Annotated in this window: 17 protein-coding genes; 11 read left to right on the forward strand and 6 right to left on the reverse strand. The window is 55.1% G+C overall.

The features are described from left to right. Positions 1-86 precede the first annotated feature (86 nt). The 3 genes from malX to M987_RS02570 are packed head-to-tail and all read left to right on the forward strand — an operon-like array spanning position 87 to position 4,750. On the forward strand, positions 87-1,658 hold the full coding sequence (malX, locus tag M987_RS02560) for a maltose/glucose-specific PTS transporter subunit IIBC (RefSeq protein ID WP_014071879.1): 1,572 nt from the start codon (positions 87-89) through the stop codon (positions 1,656-1,658). Between the two features lie 12 nt (positions 1,659-1,670). After that, positions 1,671-2,843, forward strand: a complete 1,173-nt coding sequence (locus M987_RS02565) for a MalY/PatB family protein (RefSeq protein ID WP_014071880.1) — start codon at positions 1,671-1,673, stop codon at positions 2,841-2,843. Between the two features lie 17 nt (positions 2,844-2,860). After that, positions 2,861-4,750, forward strand: coding sequence for an alpha-galactosidase (locus M987_RS02570; protein WP_014071881.1), 1,890 nt, complete (start codon positions 2,861-2,863; stop codon positions 4,748-4,750). Positions 4,751-4,816: 66 nt separating this feature from the next. Here M987_RS02570 and rsmI read toward each other — a convergent pair whose 3' ends face one another. Then, positions 4,817-5,680 carry a 16S rRNA (cytidine(1402)-2'-O)-methyltransferase gene (gene rsmI / locus M987_RS02575; protein WP_014071882.1) on the reverse strand — a complete coding sequence of 288 codons (864 nt, stop codon included), beginning with the start codon at positions 5,678-5,680 and terminating at the stop codon, positions 4,817-4,819. Positions 5,681-5,742: 62 nt separating this feature from the next. Here rsmI and M987_RS02580 point away from each other — a divergent pair, with 62 nt between their 5' ends. From M987_RS02580 to dolP, 4 genes are read left to right on the forward strand one after another with little or no spacing between them, the layout of a single operon-like run. Then, positions 5,743-7,911 (forward strand): penicillin-binding protein activator, encoded by a 2,169-nt coding sequence (locus M987_RS02580; protein ID WP_014071883.1) that lies wholly within the window; start codon positions 5,743-5,745, stop codon positions 7,909-7,911. Then, a complete protein-coding gene (locus tag M987_RS02585; protein WP_014071884.1) occupies positions 7,869-8,264 on the forward strand; it encodes a YraN family protein in 396 nt (131 codons plus the stop codon). Before M987_RS02580 ends, M987_RS02585 begins: the two co-directional genes overlap by 43 nt. 20 nt (positions 8,265-8,284) lie before the next feature. After that, a complete protein-coding gene (gene diaA, locus M987_RS02590; protein ID WP_003861754.1) occupies positions 8,285-8,875 on the forward strand; it encodes a DnaA initiator-associating protein DiaA in 591 nt (196 codons plus the stop codon). A 9-nt stretch (positions 8,876-8,884) separates the two neighbouring features. After that, complete coding sequence (dolP, locus tag M987_RS02595) at positions 8,885-9,460, forward strand: division/outer membrane stress-associated lipid-binding lipoprotein (RefSeq protein ID WP_014071885.1); 576 nt, start codon at positions 8,885-8,887, stop codon at positions 9,458-9,460. Between the two features lie 48 nt (positions 9,461-9,508). Here the strand turns inward: dolP and M987_RS02600 are convergent, their stop codons facing one another. Genes M987_RS02600 through M987_RS02610 form a run of 3 tightly spaced genes read right to left on the reverse strand, consistent with a single transcriptional unit; the run spans position 9,509 to position 11,659 of the window. Beyond that, complete coding sequence (locus M987_RS02600; RefSeq protein ID WP_014071886.1) at positions 9,509-10,546, reverse strand: permease; 1,038 nt, start codon at positions 10,544-10,546, stop codon at positions 9,509-9,511. A gap of 36 nt (positions 10,547-10,582) precedes the next feature. After that, positions 10,583-11,227, reverse strand: coding sequence for an NAD(P)H-binding protein (locus M987_RS02605; protein ID WP_014071887.1), 645 nt, complete (start codon positions 11,225-11,227; stop codon positions 10,583-10,585). Positions 11,228-11,230: 3 nt separating this feature from the next. Continuing rightward, a complete protein-coding gene (locus M987_RS02610; protein ID WP_014071888.1) occupies positions 11,231-11,659 on the reverse strand; it encodes a YhbP family protein in 429 nt (142 codons plus the stop codon). A gap of 14 nt (positions 11,660-11,673) precedes the next feature. On the opposite strand from M987_RS02610, the gene M987_RS02615 reads away from it, so the two are divergent. Beyond that, complete coding sequence (locus M987_RS02615) at positions 11,674-12,003, forward strand: GIY-YIG nuclease family protein (RefSeq protein WP_014071889.1); 330 nt, start codon at positions 11,674-11,676, stop codon at positions 12,001-12,003. Here M987_RS02615 and M987_RS02620 read toward each other — a convergent pair. Beyond that, positions 11,990-12,493 carry a GNAT family N-acetyltransferase gene (locus M987_RS02620; protein ID WP_014071890.1) on the reverse strand — a complete coding sequence of 168 codons (504 nt, stop codon included), beginning with the start codon at positions 12,491-12,493 and terminating at the stop codon, positions 11,990-11,992. The genes M987_RS02615 and M987_RS02620 overlap by 14 nt on opposite strands. Beyond that, positions 12,487-13,011 (reverse strand): ubiquinone anaerobic biosynthesis accessory factor UbiT, encoded by a 525-nt coding sequence (ubiT, locus tag M987_RS02625; RefSeq protein WP_014071891.1) that lies wholly within the window; start codon positions 13,009-13,011, stop codon positions 12,487-12,489. The genes M987_RS02620 and ubiT overlap by 7 nt, the downstream gene beginning before the upstream one ends. A gap of 220 nt (positions 13,012-13,231) precedes the next feature. Here ubiT and ubiU point away from each other — a divergent pair, with 220 nt between their 5' ends. The 3 genes from ubiU to M987_RS02640 all read left to right on the forward strand — a co-directional run bounded on the left by ubiU (position 13,232) and on the right by M987_RS02640 (position 16,248). After that, positions 13,232-14,227 carry a ubiquinone anaerobic biosynthesis protein UbiU gene (gene ubiU, locus M987_RS02630; protein WP_014071892.1) on the forward strand — a complete coding sequence of 332 codons (996 nt, stop codon included), beginning with the start codon at positions 13,232-13,234 and terminating at the stop codon, positions 14,225-14,227. A gap of 7 nt (positions 14,228-14,234) precedes the next feature. Then, a complete protein-coding gene (locus M987_RS02635; RefSeq protein WP_014071893.1) occupies positions 14,235-15,113 on the forward strand; it encodes a U32 family peptidase in 879 nt (292 codons plus the stop codon). Between the two features lie 133 nt (positions 15,114-15,246). Further along, positions 15,247-16,248 carry a luciferase-like monooxygenase gene (locus tag M987_RS02640; RefSeq protein WP_014071894.1) on the forward strand — a complete coding sequence of 334 codons (1,002 nt, stop codon included), beginning with the start codon at positions 15,247-15,249 and terminating at the stop codon, positions 16,246-16,248. Positions 16,249-16,282 lie beyond the last annotated feature (34 nt).

Consider the following 16,282-nt stretch of genomic DNA (forward strand, 5'->3'; position numbering starts at 1 on the left):
AATAACTATAAGCCTCGCAAATATGAAGGCGCGTCCTTAAGCCGGACAGCGCCTTCCTTTATCCTAAAAATCCGAGGAGTCCCTACATGACACAGGAAAAGTCGTTTAAATCGAAAGCGTGGGAGTTTTTTCAAAGCCTGGGAAAGACCTTTATGTTCCCGGTCTCCCTGCTGGCCTTTATGGGTCTGCTGTTAGGTATCGGTAGCTCTGTTACCAGCCCTTCCACCATCAAGAGTTTTCCCTTTCTGGGCGGCGAATTAACGCAGCTCACCTTTGGTTTTATTGCCATGGTCGGCGGCTTTGCCTTTACCTACCTGCCGCTAATGTTTGCCATGGCGATTCCGATGGGCCTTGCGAAACGCAACAAGGCCGTGGGCGCGTTTGCCGGGTTTGTTGGCTATATGCTGATGAACATGAGCATCAACTATTACCTGACCGCAACCCACCAGCTTGCTGATGCCGCGACAATGAGACAGGTTGGGCAATCGATCGTTTTGGGGATCCAAACCCTGGAGATGGGCGTGCTGGGCGGCATCGTGGTTGGCGTCATCACCTATTTCTTGCACGAGCGTTTTCAGGATACGGTCTTACACGATGCTTTCGCTTTCTTTAGCGGCATTCGCTTCGTGCCAATTATCACCGCCCTCACCCTTTCGTTAGTCGGTCTGGCCATTCCCCTGTTGTGGGAATACGTGGCGCTGGGGATTGCCGGAATCGGTCATGTCATCCAAAGCACCAGCGTTTTTGGGCCATTTCTGTATGGCGTCGGCGTGCTGTTGCTTAAACCTTTTGGCCTGCACCACATCCTGCTGGCGATGGTGCGTTTCACCCCGGCGGGCGGCATTGAGATGGTGAATGGTCATGAGGTCGCCGGTGCGCTGAATATCTTCTACGCCGAGCTGAAAGCCGGTCTGCCGTTTAGCCCGCACGTCACCGCATTCCTGTCGCAGGGCTTTATGCCGACCTTTATCTTCGGCTTACCAGCGGTGGCTTACGCCATCTATCGCACCGCTCGTCCGGAGAACCGCCCAGTGATTAAAGGGCTGCTGCTTTCCGGCGTACTGGTTTCCGTCGTCACCGGTATTTCGGAGCCGATTGAATTCCTGTTCCTGTTTATTGCCCCTGCGCTGTACGCCTTCCACATCGTGATGTCTGGCCTGGCCCTGATGGTGATGGCCCTGTTGGGCGTAACCATCGGCAACACCGACGGCGGAATTCTGGATCTGCTGATCTTCGGCGTGATGCAGGGAATGTCGACCAAATGGTACCTGCTGTTCCCGGTCGGTATTGCCTGGTTTGCCATCTACTTCTTCGTCTTCCGCTGGTACATCCTCAAGCACGATATCAAAACGCCTGGTCGTGAAGTGGATACTCAGGGCGCGCTACAGGCCGTGGAGGCTAACACCCGCGCGCGCGGAAAATCGAAATACGATCATGGGCTTATTCTGCGTGCGCTCGGTGGCAAAGAGAACATTGAGTCGCTCGATAACTGCATAACCCGGTTGCGTCTGGTGGTGAAAGAGATGGGCCTTCTCGACCAGCAGGCATTGAAAGAGGCTGGTGCGCTGTCGGTGGTGGTGCTTGATGCCCATAGCGTTCAGGTGATCATCGGCCCGCAGGTCCAGAGCGTCAAAACCGGCATTGAAGCCTTAATTTAACAGGGGGTAGTTGTGTTTGATTTCGACAAAATCATCGAGCGTAAAAGCGATAAGTGCCGCAAGTGGGATCATGCGTTTGTCTGCTCGCGCTTCGGTGACGTCCCGGAGGGATTTATCCCGCTGTGGATCGCAGACATGGATTTCACCTCACCGCCCACCGTCATTGAGGGTTTCCAGCGCATCGTGGAACATGGCACCTTCGGCTATACCTGGTGCTTCGACGAATTCTACGACGCGGTTATCGCCTTCCAGCGTACCCGCCATCAGGTTGAGGTGGAGAAGTCGTGGATCACGCTGACCTACGGCACCGTTTCCACGCTGCACTACACGGTGCAGGCATTCTGTGAGCCTGGCGACAGCGTGATGATGAACACGCCGGTCTACGATCCTTTCGCAATGGCGACGCAGCGCCAGGGCGTGCAGGTACTTGCTAACCCGCTTCGCGTGGAGGAAAACCGCTACCAGCTCGATTTTAATCTGGTCGAAGCGCAGCTCAAAACCCACCGTCCAAAGCTGTGGTTCTTCTGCTCACCGCATAACCCTTCGGGCCGGATCTGGCGTGCGGATGAGATACGCCAGGTATCTGATCTCTGTAAGCGCTACGGCACGATTCTGGTAGTCGATGAGGTTCACGCTGAGCACCTGCTCGACGGCAAATTCGTCAGCTGTCTGACCCCTGACTGTGCCGCACAGGACAACCTGATTGTACTGACGTCCCCTAACAAAGCGTTCAATCTCGGCGGGCTGAAAACCTCCTACTCGATGATCCCGGATGCTTCGCTGCGCCAGCATTTCCGCCAACAGCTTGAGAGGAATTCTATTACTTCACCCAACATGTTTGGCGTATGGGGAATTATCCTGGCTTACCAGCACGGTCTGCCGTGGCTCGACGCGCTAAACGGGTATCTGCGCGGTAACGCCCGCTACCTTGCGGATTCCATACAGACCCACTTCCCGGCCTGGAAAATGATGAACCCGGAATCCTCGTATCTGGCCTGGGTAGACGTCAGCGCAGACGACCGCAGCGCCACAGAGTTGACCCAACATTTTGCTCAAAAGGCTGGTGTCGTCATTGAAGACGGCAGCCACTACGTGCAAAACGGCGAGAACTACCTGCGTATCAACTTCGGCACCCAGCGCTACTGGCTGGAACAATCCATCAACCGAATGCTGAAGCATTACTAATAAGGAATCTAACCCTAATGAAAAAAGTGCTCACACTCTCGATGCTTGCCCTGTTTGTTTCTCATAGCGCGCTGGCGGCGAACTACGCGCTGGATAATGACAACATCGCCCTCTCATTTGATGACTCCAGTTCAGCGGTAGTGGTGAAAGACAAAAACACCCATCACCTGCTCTCGCCGCAGGAGCTGTTCTTTTTAACGTTGCCGGATGAGACCAAAATCCACACCGCGGATTTTAAAATCAAGCACGTAGAGAAACAGGACAATGCGATTGTCATCGACTTTACCCATCCGGATTTTAACGTAACGGTGAAGCTGAATCTGGTGAAGGGAAAATATGCCAGCATCGACTACACCATTGCGGCAGTCGGTCAGCCGCGAGACGTGGCGAAAATCACCTTCTTCCCTACCAAAAAGCAGTCGCAGGCACCTTACGTTGACGGGGCAATCAACAGCTCGCCGATCGTTGCTGATTCATTCTTTATCCTGCCGGATAAGCCCATTGTGAATACCTACGCCTATGAAGCGACGACCAATCTCAACGTCGAGTTGAAAACGCCAATTCAGCCGGAGACGCCGGTCAGTTACACCACCTACTTCGGTACTTTCCCGGAAACCACCCAGTTGCGCCGCAGCGTAAACCTGTTTATCGATGCCGTGCGTCCTCGTCCGTACAAACCTTACCTGCACTACAACAGCTGGATGGATATAGGTTTCTTTAATCCGTACACGGAGCAGGATGTGCTGGGCCGCATGAACGAGTGGAATAAAGAATTCATTACCGGTCGCGGCGTGAAGCTGGATGCGTTCCTGCTGGATGACGGCTGGGACGACCGCACCGGACGCTGGCTTTTTGGCCCGGCGTTCAGCCACGGCTTTGGCAAAGTCCGGGAAAAAGCCGATAGCCTGCACAGCTCAATCGGACTGTGGCTTTCACCGTGGGGCGGCTACAACAAACCACGCGACATTCGCGTTTCACATGCGAAGGAATACGGCTTCGAAACCGTGGACGGGAAACTGGCCTTGTCAGGCCCGAACTACTATAAAAATTTCAACGAGCAGATCATTAAGCTGATTAAAAACGAGCACATTACCTCGTTTAAGCTCGACGGAATGGGCAACGCTAACTCGCATATCAAGGGCAGCCAGTTCGCCTCAGATTTTGATGCCTCAATCGCCCTGCTGCATAATATGCGCAGCGCGAATCCAAATCTGTTTATCAACCTGACCACCGGCACCGACGCCAGCCCGTCCTGGCTGTTATACGCTGACTCCATCTGGCGTCAGGGCGATGACATCAACCTGTATGGCCCCGGCACACCTGTTCAGCAGTGGATGACCTATCGCGATGCCGAAACCTACCGCTCCATTGTGCGCAAAGGTCCACTGTTCCCGCTCAACTCGCTGATGTATCACGGCATCGTCAGCGCGGAGAATGCCTATTACGGCCTTGAGAAAGTGCAAACGGACAGCGATTTTGCCGACCAGGTCTGGAGCTACTTCGCCACCGGAACCCAGCTACAGGAGTTGTATATCACCCCATCAATGCTGAACAAGGTGAAGTGGGATACCCTGGCGCAGGCAGCGAAATGGTCACGGGATAACGCCAGTGTGCTGGTGGATACGCACTGGATTGGCGGGGATCCAACCGCGCTTCAGGCTTACGGCTGGGCATCCTGGAGTCAAGACAAAGCGATCCTGGGTTTGCGTAACCCGTCGGATAAACCGCAAAGCTACTATCTGGATCTGGCAAAAGACTTTGAAATCCCGGCAGGCAATGCAACACAGTTTACGTTGAAAGCAGTTTACGGCAGTAACACTACCGTACCGGCTGAGTATAAGAATGCGGTGGTGATTACGCTGCAGCCGCTGGAAACGCTGGTATTTGAGGCGACGCCAGGGAAATAAAACAGGGATGTCGATTTGCAGGCCGGGTCAACATAGCGTCACCCGGCGAAAACAGGCGCAGGGGGCTTACTCCCCCTGCTGCTCCAGCGCATACTTATACAACGCATTTTTCTTCACGCCGTGGATTTCCGCCGCCAGCGCAGCCGCTTTCTTGAGTGGCAGCTCGCTTTGCAGCAGCGTCAGGGTGCGGATGGCATCAGCAGGGAGTGCGTCTTCTTCCGCTTTGTGGCCTTCAACAATCAGTACCATCTCGCCTTTACGACGGTTTTCGTCTTCTTTTACCCATGCCAGCAGTTCGCCGACCGGCGCGCCGTGGATGGTTTCCCAGGTTTTCGTCAGCTCACGCGCCAGCACCACGTAGCGGGCTTCACCCCAGACGGTGACCATATCTTCCAGGCTTTCCAGCAAACGGTGGGTTGATTCATAGAAAATCAGCGTACGTGGTTCGGTTTCCAGGTCTTTTAACACGTCGCGGCGGCCTTTTGATTTCGCCGGCAGGAAGCCTTCATAGCAGAAACGATCGGACGGCAACCCCGCAGCACTCAATGCGGCAATCGCGGCGCACGGCCCCGGCAATGGCACAACGCGAATGCCTGCCTCGCGGCAGGTACGCACCAGATGGTAGCCAGGATCGTTAATCAGCGGCGTTCCGGCATCGGACACCAGGGCGATGTTCTGCCCTTCCTTCAATTTCGCCACCAGGGTGTCAGCTTTTTGTTGCTCATTGTGATCGTGCAGGGCAAACATTCGGGCGTTAATGGCGAAGTGTTGCAGCAATAAACCGGTATGGCGCGTATCTTCAGCAGCAATTAAATCAACGGCTTGCAATACAGTGAGGGCACGTTGGGTAATATCAGACAAATTCCCGATAGGAGTAGGTACAATATAAAGCTGGCCTTGAGAATTATCTGCCGTTTCGTGTTGTTTCATTGTTTAGTCCGTATTGCCGATTTAATATTGAGCATTGCGTAAAAAAAATCACTGGATACAGTATGGTACCGTTAACGTTTCTTCGAACAAAAGCCGCGCGCAGCGTGCCTCTGCTGCTGGCAGCCCTGATCTTTGCAGGCTGTGGCACCCAGGCGCCCGATCAAAGCGCTGCCCATATGCAGGGATCCGCGCAGGCTGATTCTGGCTTTTATCTGCAACAAATGTCGCAGAGCTCAAATGATACCAAGACCAACTGGCAATTACTCGCCATTCGTGCACTGCTGAAAGAAGGTAAAACCCAGCAGGCAGCCGAACTGTTCAACCAGCTTCCGCAAGATCTTAACGACACACAGCGTCGTGAACAGGTATTGCTTTCAGCTGAGCTGAAAGTGGCGCTGAAAGATTATGCGGCCGCCAAAAAGATCCTCGGCGACATTGACGTCAGCGCGCTGGATAAAAACCAGCAGGCGCGTTTCTGGCAGGCCGGTATCACCGCTGAACAGGGGCGTGCTTCCCTGCCGCTGCTCCGCGCGCTGATTGCTCAGGAACCACTGCTGAGCGGTGCCGACAAACAGAAAAATATTGATGCCACCTGGCAGGCGCTCTCCTCAATGACGCAGGAACAAGCGCAGCAGCTGGTGATCAACGCTGACGAAAACGTATTGCAGGGCTGGCTGGATCTGCAACAGATGTGGTTCAACAACCGCAACGATCCGAACATGCTGAAAGCCGGTATTACCGACTGGCAAACCCGCTACCCGCAAAACCCTGGCGCGAAAATGCTGCCAACGCAACTGGTTAATGTGCAGAACTTTAAACCTGCTTCCACCAGCAAAATCGCCCTGCTTCTGCCGTTAAACGGCCAGGCAGCGGTGTTTAGTCGTGCGATCCAGCAGGGTTTTGAAGCGGCGAAAAACGGCACAACAGCCGTTGCAGGCAATGCCGTGCCAGAGCAGGCTGCTCAGGCCGCTAACGTCAACACCGTGGTCAGCCCTTCAGCTGCGGAAACCAGCGATCTGACAACGGCACAAACGCCTGCCCAGGGTACGATGCAAAACCCGGTCACGGCACCAACAACACCAGCCGCGACTGCACCAGCAGCGGCCCCGGTACAGGCACCAGCGGCAACGCCAGCTGCACCTGCAACCCAGGCAGCACCTGCGACAACTACACAGCAGCAGGCGACTGAACAACCTCAGGCCCCGGCACAACAACCGGCAGCGCAGCCTCAGGCTGCGGCGACAACCAGCGCGAACCCAGGCGCAGAGCTGAAAATCTACGACACCAGCTCACAGCCGCTCGATCAGGTTCTGGCGCAGGTTCAGCAGGACGGTGCCAGCATCGTGGTTGGCCCACTGCTGAAAAACAACGTCGATGAGCTGATGAAAAGCAACACCACCCTGAACGTCCTGGCGCTTAACCAGCCAGAGCAAGTTCAGAACCGCGCGAATATCTGCTACTTCGCACTCTCCCCGGAAGATGAAGCCCGCGACGCGGCGCGCCATATCCACGAGCAGGGTAAACAAGCGCCACTGCTGCTCATTCCGCGCAGCACGCTGGGTGACCGCGTGGCGACAGCATTCGCACAAGAATGGCAGAAACTGGGCGGCGGCATTGTTTTACAGCAGAAATTTGGCTCAGTGTCTGAGCTGAGAGGCGGTGTCAACGGCGGCGCAGGCATTTCGCTCAGCGGCAGCCCGGTTTCAGCAAGCCTGCCACAACAGCAGGGTGTCACCATTGGCGGCCTGAATATCCCTGCCCCACCGACCGATGCCCAAATCAGCGGTGGCGGTAAAGTTGATGCCGCTTACATCGTCGCAACCCCGGAAGAGATCGCGTTCATCAAACCGATGATCGCCATGCGTAACGGTAGCCAGAGCGGCGCAACACTGTATGCTAGCTCTCGCAGCGCGCAAGGCACGGCTGGCCCGGATTTCCGTCTGGAAATGGAAGGCCTGCAATACAGCGAAATTCCAATGCTGGCGGGCAGCAACCCGGCACTGATGCAGCAGGCGCTGGGCGCCGTGCGTAACGACTACTCTCTGGCTCGCTTGTATGCCATGGGTGTTGATGCATGGGCGCTGGCGAACCACTTTACTCAGATGCGCCAGGTGCCGGGGTTCGAACTCAACGGTAACACCGGTGATTTGACCGCCACTCAGGACTGCGTGATTAACAGGAAGTTATCATGGCTCAAATACCAGCAGGGGCAGATCGTCCCGGCCAGTTAAGCCGTAAACAAACCGGTGACGCGTGGGAAGTTAAAGCGCGTCGCTGGCTTGAAGGCAAGGGACTGCACTTTATCGCCGCCAACGTTCGTGGGCGAGGCGGCGAAATCGATCTCATTATGAAAGACGGTCAGACGACCGTGTTTGTCGAAGTACGCTTCAGGCAGTCATCGCAATTTGGTGGTGCTGCCGCCAGCGTGACGCCCGCCAAACAACAAAAATTATTACAGACAGCCCTCTTGTGGCTTGCCCGCCATAATGGGAGCTATGATACTGTGGATTGCCGGTTCGATGTGGTAGCCTTCACCGGAAACAACATTGAGTGGCTGAAAAACGCGTTTGGCGAAGACACCTGATTACGATTTAAAGGGATAACGTGCTCGAAAGAATTAAAGTGTGCTTCACAGAAAGCATTCAGACTCAGATTGCAGCGGCGGAAGCCCTCCCGGACGCGATTTCTCGCGCAGCGATGACGCTGGTACAGTCCCTGCTTAATGGCAACAAAATCCTCTGTTGTGGCAATGGCACCTCGGCCGCCAACGCACAGCATTTTGCTGCCAGCATGATAAATCGCTTTGAAACAGAACGACCTAGTTTACCTGCCATTGCACTAAACACCGATAATGTGGTCTTAACAGCGATTGCTAACGATCGTCTGCATGACGAGATTTACGCGAAGCAAGTGCGCGCCCTGGGTCACGCAGGAGATGTTCTGTTGGCTATCTCCACGCGGGGTAACAGTCGCGACATCGTCAAAGCCGTTGAAGCGGCCGTCACCCGCGATATGACTATCGTGGCGTTAACGGGTTATGACGGCGGTGAGCTGGCGGGCCTTCTGGGGCCGCAGGATGTGGAAATTCGCATTCCTTCTCATCGCAGCGCACGCATTCAGGAAATGCACATGCTTACGGTGAATTGCTTATGCGATCTGATCGATAACACGCTTTTCCCTCACCAGGATGATTAAGGAGTATTCATGAAGGCTTTATCGACCCTCGCAGTCCTGATGTCTGCACTGCTACTTCAGGGATGTATTGCTGCGGCCGTTGTGGGTACCGCAGCCGTTGGTACAAAAGCAGCAACCGATCCTCGCTCCGTGGGCACTCAGGTTGATGACGGTACACTGGAACTGCGCGTAAACAGCGCACTGTCGAAAGACGAACAGATTAAGAAAGAAGCGCGCATCAACGTAACGGCGTATCAGGGCAAAGTGCTGCTGGCAGGCCAGGCGCCAAATATGGAGCTCGCCTCCCGCGCCAAACAAATTGCGATGGGTGTAGAGGGCACGACGGAAGTCTTTAACGAAGTACGTCAGGGTCAGCCGATTGGTCTGGGAGACGCATCGTCCGATACCTGGATCACCACCAAAGTTCGCTCTCAGTTACTGGGCAGTGACCAGGTGAAATCCTCTAACGTGAAAGTCACCACCGAGAACGGCGAAGTGTTCCTGCTGGGCCTGGTCACCGACCGTGAAGGGAAAGCCGCTGCCGATATTGCCAGCCGGGTAAGCGGCGTGAAACACGTCACCACCGCGTTTACTTACATCAAGTAACCCACACCTGACTGTAAGCCCGGTAAGCGCTTGCGCCACCGGGCTTTTTTATATCAGCGCAATACTCCCCACAATCACGCCACTCAACGCCACCAGACCCGCAGTCAGCCACAGCGCTTTTGCCGGGAATGACTTACGCAGCATGATAAGTGACGGCAGGCTGATCGCAGGCAAGGTGATAAGCAGCGCCAGCGCCGGAGCCGTTCCCATGCCAGCCAGCATCATCGTCTGAACAATCGGGATTTCAGCGGCCGTCGGGATAACGAACAGGCAGCCTGCAACCGCCATCGCAATGACCCACAACATCGAGTTATCGATAGCGCCATCCGCATGAGGGAACAGCCATACCCGCGCAGCCCCAAGCACCAGAACCGCCAGGATATACACCGGGATAGTGCTCCAGAACAGCTGCCAAAGCGCTTTACCCCAACGCGCAAAGAAACTGCCCTGTGGCTCGGCTAACGTCACGTCCACAGACACAGGTTCGACCGTTTTGTCTTTCACCAGGTTCTGCACAAGCGTTGCGACCACCAGCACCGTCAATAACCCAGCAACAAGGCGGATAAACGCAAAATGCCAGCCGAGGACAAACCCCATGAACACCAGTGTGGCCGGGTTCAGCAGCGGGTTGCCCATCCAGAATGCCAGCGCACCGCCCATTGAAACGCGCTGACGGCGCATTCCGGCGGCAACAGGTGCTGCACAGCAAGAGCACATCATGCCTGGCAAAGAGAATATCGCCCCCAAAAGCGTGCCCTGAAAACGTGGCTGCCCTAAGGTTTTCACCAGCCAGTTACGCGGAATAAGCACCTGAATCAGCGAGCCTAACAGCACACCCAACACGGCAGCTTTCCAGACGGCAAGGAAATAGACCATCGCATAATCCCACGCCGCCTGAAGCGGGCTGGAATCAGCCTGAGCAAGAATGGATTTGCCGATACTGTGCGTTTCGGCGGCAGTGAAGGCTTTTCCGTAATAGGGCTGCCACTTCACATACCAAAGACCAACGATAACAACGAGAAAGAAGAGAGCGGGTTTCCACCATTGAAATGGCGTTGCCGCCTGAGATGAAGACTGACCAGTCATAGCATTCCCCAGGGAGTGTTAATAAGCCCGAAGATACTACGCCTCACCTCGCGCAAGTTCACGTAATTTTGCCGATGGGATGATGTTAACGCCCTCCTGCGATGGCGACAGCGCCTCTTTCAGCATTGCACGCGCGACATCACGCGCATGAATTGATTTCCAGTTACCGGGAAAGATGCGAAACAACGGCGCAAAAATAGATTCGTTAAAACGGCGTTTGTCGCGGTGCCCCAGCAGCATAGAGGGGCGAACAATCGTCAGATGTTCCCATTTCTGCGCAATCAACGCAGCCTCCATCTTTCCTTTCACTTTGTTGTAAAAGAACGGCGAGCTTGCGTTTGCCCCCATCGAACTGACCACCACCAGATGTTTGGCCCCGAGCTTTTTCGCCCTGAGCGCGGTATCCACAACCAGCGCGTAGTCGGCGTGGACAAACGCCTCCTTACTGCCCGCTTCGCGGCGGGTCGTACCCAGACAACAAAAGACGATATCAATGGGGTCGCACACCTGAGCCAGGGCATCGCTCAGTTTCGGCGCATGAGGATTAAACACACCTGGCATGGAGGCAAGGGGGCGACGCGTGGGGGCAGCGATGTAGTTCACCTTTCGCTCCTGAATCAGCATACGCAGCAGATACCCACCCACCAGCCCGGTCGCACCTGTAATTAGTACCTGACTCATACCTTACTCCTGACGCAGCCAGTGGATCTTTTTACCAAACCCCAGTGTGTTATCTGTAAATTTTAGTTCATCGAGGCGGATTTCCCACACTGGCGCTTTAAGCGCAATGGCAACCGGAAAACGGCGATTGTAGTGTCTGCGTTGTACGTCACTCTCTTCACCGTCCAGACGGCGGATCTCACCTTTGAACTGGACGCCCCGGATCAAGGCGACCGTTTTCGGCTGGCCGTTAACCGTACCGGCCACCTTCGCCTGCTGGCCTGTCATCTGCGCATGACGTGTTTTGTCTTCACTTAAGACGTAGAACGCCACGCGCTCAGGATCGTAGTAATAGAACGCGTTCGCACACCACATTTCACCTTCATCATAAACACACCAGGTGACAACATGTTGTTTCGCCAGCCAGCGGTTAATGGCCGTCAGTGTTTCCATTTTTCTTGTCTCTCATGCTAAGGTGCGTTCACCTTAACATACTGAATCTGTTTACCGTGTCCTGGTTTCTTTATCTTGTCCGTACCGCTGATAACACACTCTATACCGGGATTACCACCGATGTGGAGCGGCGTTTCGTGGAACATCAAACGGGGAAAGGAGCAAAAGCGCTACGCGGGAAAGGGGAATTGCGGCTGGCCTTTTCGGCTCACGTGGGCGACCGTTCGCTGGCGCTCAGGCTGGAATACCGCATCAAACAACTGACGAAGCGCCAGAAAGAGCGCCTCGTCGCCGGAGACGGGTCGTTTGAGGCGCTACGCGAGAGCCTGATTAAAAGCGATTGAAGTGGTCGTGGTATTCCACCAGCCCGTTTACGCCGTTAAGGGCATCATCTGCCAGGCGATGCAGCTGGAAGGCAGACTCGGTGCCCGGCCAGCGACAGCGCAGATCGTAATGCGCCGCCTGTTCAAAGCCTAAACGGCTGTAGAACGCAGGATCACCCAGCGTAACAACGGCGGCATAACCGAACTCATTCAGCGAATCCAGTCCTTCATAGACCAACTGACGGGCAACGCCCTGGCCACGGTAGCTTTCGTCTACCGCCAGCGGCGCCATTCCCACCCACTGAAGCTCCTCACCCTGAACCGTCACCGGGCTGAACGCCACATAACCGACAACCTGACCTTCGTCATCGGTGGCAACCAAACCCAGGGTGATCAGGCCATCTTCGCGGAGATCGTGGACCAGTTCGGCTTCGGCATCGCTCGCAAAAGAACGGCGTAATAATGCATCGATACCCGGTGCATCAATCCCAATTTCAACTCGAATCAGCATGGCTCACCTACTGAAGTGTGTTTACTTTCAGGCGGGGTTTTCAGCCCGGCCTCTACAAAATCAGCCATTTGCAGCAGAACCACGCGCAGCGCTTTCGGCATCTGCTCCAGCTCAATGGCATCCATCAAATTTTTCACGTACAAGCCAAGCTCCGTGTCCCCTTCAATAACCAGACGACGCTGGAAGAAGAGTGTGTCGGGATCTTGCTTACGCGCGGCGATCATCAGCAGATCGCTGGCATTAGCGCTAAAGCTTACGTCCGCTTCCGCAGATTCCCGAACAATCAGCTGATCATTCTCTACCGAAGTAAACCAGCGCAGCCCGATATCGCGGACTTCAATACTCAGCCAGCGGCCATCAAGGAATTCCAGCTCACCTTCCTGTAACGCCTGGCGGAATTGCCAGCTCAGCACTTGCTCCAGAACCTGGCGTTTCAGCGCGAAAGGCGTCAGTTTTACCGGCACGCTCAGCATTGATGGACCAAATTGTACGAGTCGTGAACGCAGTTTATCCAGCACGAGCTTTACTCCCTGATATCTATAGTCCTGTTATTTTGCCATAACCTGAGGCCAACATAGCGGCGTAAATCAACAAACCGTCGTCCGGTGTGACCCATTATTGGTGCCATCAATACGCCATTAGCTGCCTTAAATCAAAAATTGTCGCGTATGGGTTAATTAAAATCCCAGTTCGTTAACAATTTTGCGATCGCTGAGATCGAGATTATCAGGATAAATTATGGAGCTGCTCTGCCCTGCCGGAAACCTTCCGGCGCTTAAGGCGGCCATCGAAAATGGTGCCGATGCGGTATATATCGGGCTGAAAGATGATACCAACGCCCGCCATTTTGCTGGCCTCAACTTTACGGAGAAAAAGCTTCAGGAAGCCGTTAACTTCGTCCACCAGCACCGCCGCAAGCTGCATATTGCTATCAATACCTTCGCCCATCCTGATGGCTACGCCCGCTGGCAACGCGCGGTGGACATGGCGGCACAGCTGGGGGCCGATGCGCTGATCCTGGCCGACCTCGCCATGCTTGAGTATGCAGCAGAACGTTATCCGCATATTGAGCGTCATGTCTCTGTTCAGGCATCCGCCACCAACGAAGAAGCCGTTCGCTTCTACCATCGCCACTTTGACGTGGCCCGCGTGGTGCTGCCGCGCGTGCTCTCTATTCATCAGGTTAAGCAACTCGCCCGCGTCACGCCAGTTCCGCTGGAAGTTTTTGCATTCGGCAGCCTGTGCATCATGGCTGAAGGGCGTTGCTATCTCTCCTCTTATTTGACCGGTGAATCCCCGAACACCGTGGGGGCCTGTTCCCCTGCCCGCTTTGTGCGCTGGCAGCAAACGCCGCAAGGGCTGGAATCCCGCCTGAATGAAGTGCTGATCGACCGTTACCAGGATGGCGAAAACGCCGGCTACCCGACGCTGTGCAAGGGCCGTTATCTGGTCGATGGCGAGCGCTATCATGCGCTGGAAGAGCCCACCAGCCTCAACACCCTGGAGCTGCTGCCAGAATTACTGGCGGCGAACATTGCGTCCGTGAAAATCGAAGGTCGCCAGCGTAGCCCTGCCTATGTGAGCCAGGTGGCGAAAGTCTGGCGTCAGGCGATCGACCGTTGCATGGCAGACCCACAAAACTATGCGCCGCAAGCCGCCTGGATGGACACGCTCGGTTCAATGTCCGAAGGCACGCAAACCACGCTTGGCGCGTATCACCGTAAATGGCAGTGAGAAGACCATGAAATATTCATTAGGGCCAGTGCTGTACTACTGGTCAAAAGAGACGCTGGAAGATTTCTACCAGCAGGCGGCGACAAGCAGCGCCGATGTGATTTATCTCGGTGAGGCGGTATGCAGCAAGCGCCGGGCAACAAAAGTAGGTGACTGGCTGGATATGGCCAAAAACCTGGCGGGAAGCGGCAAGCAGGTTGTGCTCTCTACCCTGGCGCTGGTTCAGGCTTCATCCGAACTGGGCGAGCTGAAACGCTATGTGGAAAACGGTGATTTTCTGATAGAAGCAAGCGATCTTGGCGTAGTGAACATGTGCGCCGAACGTAAACTGCCGTTTGTCGCTGGACATGCCCTGAACTGCTATAACGCCGTCACGCTGCGTCTGCTGCTGAAACAAGGTATGACGCGCTGGTGTATGCCGGTCGAACTCTCCCGCGACTGGCTGGTGAATCTGCTGAACCAGTGTGAAGAACTGGGCATCCGTAACCAGTTCGACGTGGAAGTGTTGAGCTATGGCCACTTGCCGCTGGCCTACTCCGCGCGCTGTTTTACCGCACGCTCTGAAGACCGCCCGAAAGACGAATGCGAGACCTGCTGCATCAAATATCCAAACGGACGCAGTATGCTGTCGCAGGAAAATCAGCAGGTCTTTGTCCTCAACGGTATTCAGACCATGAGTGGCTATGTCTACAACCTCGGCAACGAACTGGCGTCGATGCAAGGGCTAGTAGACGTGGTGCGCCTGTCACCGCTGGATACCGACGTCTTCGCAATGCTGGATGCCTTCCGCGCCAATGAAAACGGTGCCTCTCCGCTGGCGCTGACGGCAAACAGCGACTGTAACGGCTACTGGAAACGCCTCGCCGGGCTGGAGCTTCAGGCGTAAATTTAGGCACATCATGCACGCAGCCAACACAGAGGCAGCGTGAAGGATGAAGTGTAAAAGCTCACTTTGTTAACAACGGTTATTAATATTTAATGCACTATTAAAAGATTCACCGTCGACAAAGTGAGCTGTTATGACTAATAAAACCATTCCGTTTTCGGTGCTGGATCTGGCACCGATCCCACAAGGCGCCTCAGCAAGAGCAGCCTTTTCGCACTCGCTCGATCTTGCTCAATTAGCCGAAAAGCGTGGTTACCACCGCTACTGGCTGGCCGAGCACCACAATATGGTGGGCATCGCCAGCGCTGCGACATCGGTACTGATTGGCTACCTGGCGGCAAACACCACCACCCTGCACCTGGGCTCTGGCGGCGTTATGTTGCCAAACCATGCCCCACTGGTGATAGCCGAGCAGTTTGGCACATTGAATACTCTTTATCCGGGTCGTATTGATTTGGGTCTTGGCCGGGCACCGGGTAGCGATCAGCCGACAATGCGCGCCCTGCGCCGCCATATGAGCGGCGATATCGATAACTTCCCTCGTGATGTGGCTGAACTGGTGGACTGGTTCGATGCGCGCGATCCGAACCCGCACGTGCGCCCTGTGCCGGGATACGGTGAGAAGATCCCCGTTTGGCTGCTGGGTTCGAGCCTGTATAGCGCTCAACTGGCCGCGCAGCTCGGCCTGCCGTTTGCATTTGCCTCGCACTTTGCGCCAGACATGCTGCACCAGGCGCTACATCTTTATCGCACGAATTTCAAACCGTCCGAACGGCTGGAAAAACCGTACGCGATGGTATGTATCAACATCATTGCCGCCGACAGCAATCGCGATGCGGAATTCCTGTTTACCTCTATGCAGCAGGCGTTTGTGAAACTGCGTCGCGGCGAAACGGGCCAGTTGCCGCCACCGGTAGAGAATATGCACCAGCTGTGGTCTGCTTCCGAGCAGTATGGCGTGCAGCAAGCGCTGAGCATGTCTCTGGTGGGTGATAAAGCGAAAGTGCGTCACGGTCTGGAAGCCGTGCTGCGCGAGACGCAGGCGGATGAGATTATGGTTAACGGGCAGATTTTCGATCACCAGGCACGTTTGCACTCGTTTGAGCTGGCAATGCAGGTAAAAGAGGAGTTGTAGTGTAGTGCGGTTTGCTGCCCTCACCCCAGCCCTC

This window comes from Enterobacter soli ATCC BAA-2102, from assembly GCF_001654845.1.
GTDB classification, from domain to species: domain Bacteria; phylum Pseudomonadota; class Gammaproteobacteria; order Enterobacterales; family Enterobacteriaceae; genus Enterobacter; species Enterobacter soli.